Origin of the sequence: Marinobacter fuscus (assembly GCF_003007675.1) — a bacterium.
Lineage (GTDB): Bacteria > Pseudomonadota > Gammaproteobacteria > Pseudomonadales > Oleiphilaceae > Marinobacter > Marinobacter fuscus.
In genome coordinates this window covers 1-1,707 of sequence record NZ_PXNP01000036.1, presented here as the reverse complement: position 1 = coordinate 1,707, position 1,707 = coordinate 1, and the positions used below count along the sequence as shown (strand labels likewise).

Below are 1,707 nucleotides of genomic sequence, written 5' to 3'. Positions count from 1 at the left end.
CTAACGCTAGCGGCAGGGGCGCGACGTGAGGAGCGTCCCTTGACCGCATTTGTTATGGGCAAAAGCAAATCATCTCGCGCCTTGTTTAATTGTCAGACACGGCACTATGCCCATGACCAAAAGGTACTTCAGTATACCTTCTTGGGCTTTATAGCCTTTGGTACTGCTGTTACTGTTTGAATTCACATTCACTGATAACACGTCGGCAGTTTTCATTGTCTTCTTTTTTCAGGAACTGTGTGATACCTGATGCAATCATTGATGAGCAGCTTAATTGTGGCTCCAAGCATTACGGTTTTTCGCACTCTGTCCTTAATCTATAGAAAAGATCCTCCAAGCGCTTAGCCTCTGAAATTGAATGGACTTCAGCCCAACCAGAATTCATCGGATCTTTCAGGTCTTTCCCAGTTCGTTTACAATGTATCATAGGAGTCATATGGTACACTCTACATTGACTTTGGCCGTCGCATTTAAAGTTAATCCCCGGGGTTCTTGCATCGACGCTTACAATGATATTGGAAACATCGTAAGTGTCGTAGTTCACATACCCAGGCCCTCTACAATTATTACGTGCAGCCCGATAGTGATCAATCTTAAACTGACATCCGCTGAAGGAGTATGTAGTTCCATAAGTTTCTCTAACTTGGCTTCTTTCCAATATCTTAACGATTTCCGTTTTTATCTCTTCCAGTTTTTTTTCGGAGCTGTAGCTGTCATTGCAGCCTGCCACAAGTAAAAAAATAAAAGATAATACAAATATTTTTTTCATATTGATCTCCATAACGCCAATAATAAGCGGCGCCCGACTAGGGCGTCCGGTGGAGGCCGCAGGCCGGAACGAACTTGATTGACTGGTTAAATGTCGTCACGCCATTCTCTGTGCTTGCGCACACCCTCGTACTCAAGCCATGGTGCGTCATGTGAAACCCAAATATGAGCCTCTGGACTCAATTCAGGGTCAACGTCCAAAGTAGCTACCCGAACGATTACATGTGGCTGCGCCGGCCTCTCTGCCACCAAATGAGTCCCACAGCATTTGCAAAAATGACGCAATTTCCCTGGCGAGGACTCGAACGTTGAAATGGAACTTGCACCCTTGAGCCAGCGGAAATTCTCGCGCTTTACGCCAGCCGTAGAGGCAAACGGAGCAGCGTGGGCTTTACGACAAGTTTGGCAGTGGCAATGCACAATGGGCATATCCACAGAGTCTATTTCGTAACTTATCTCACCACACAAACAGCTTCCCTTCAGCCCCATGAGGGGATCTCCTTCTGTACATTTAACGATGTACGTTCATCTGCCCGAGCGAAGCGAGGGTCGGATGAATGTGTTGTTATAGAGCCAAGTCCTGAAAGAGCTCTGATAAAGCACACCCTCGACGGCCATGCCTGCTTCGAGACGTTCTTCAAACTTCATAATCCAACCGTTTGCGACGGGCTCTGGCGACGAGACTGGCAACCAGCCAAAAGGTAACGCGATCGCTGAGGAATAGCTCTCCCTCGGGGTATGTCCCAAGCGGATCAACCCGCGCGTTATCCGCTTGGGACATACCCCGAGGGTAGCTGAAAACGCATTCAACAACGATCATCCTTGTCTGGTTCTTCGAACCGAATCCCAAACCTGAAAAATACTGTTTATTCGTACAGATCATCGCTGTAGGATTCGGTTAACTGGGAGTTTTTCTGCACCCCAGCCGGGCTTTATAAC

3 protein-coding genes are annotated in these 1,707 nt (G+C 47.5%); 1 reads left to right on the top strand and 2 read right to left on the bottom strand.

Translation table 11 applies throughout. The annotated features are described in order from the left end of the window. Positions 1-180, top strand: a 180-nt coding sequence (locus C7H09_RS19955; RefSeq protein WP_206074290.1) for a hypothetical protein, incomplete at its 5' end; no start/stop codon positions are given. Between the two features lie 109 nt (positions 181-289). Here the strand turns inward: C7H09_RS19955 and C7H09_RS07925 are convergent. Both C7H09_RS07925 and C7H09_RS07920 read right to left on the bottom strand, forming a co-directional pair. Further along, positions 290-769 (bottom strand): hypothetical protein, encoded by a 480-nt coding sequence (locus C7H09_RS07925; protein WP_133166213.1) that lies wholly within the window; start codon positions 767-769, stop codon positions 290-292. A gap of 86 nt (positions 770-855) precedes the next feature. Further along, positions 856-1,257, bottom strand: a complete 402-nt coding sequence (locus C7H09_RS07920) for a GFA family protein (protein WP_106762045.1) — start codon at positions 1,255-1,257, stop codon at positions 856-858. Positions 1,258-1,707 lie beyond the last annotated feature (450 nt).

Coding starts and splice junctions, on each gene's coding strand:
- C7H09_RS07925 (WP_133166213.1), bottom strand. CDS start 769: ATGAAAAAAATATTTGTATTATCTTTTATTTTTTTACTTGTGGCAGGC.
- C7H09_RS07920 (WP_106762045.1), bottom strand. CDS start 1,257: ATGGGGCTGAAGGGAAGCTGTTTGTGTGGTGAGATAAGTTACGAAATA.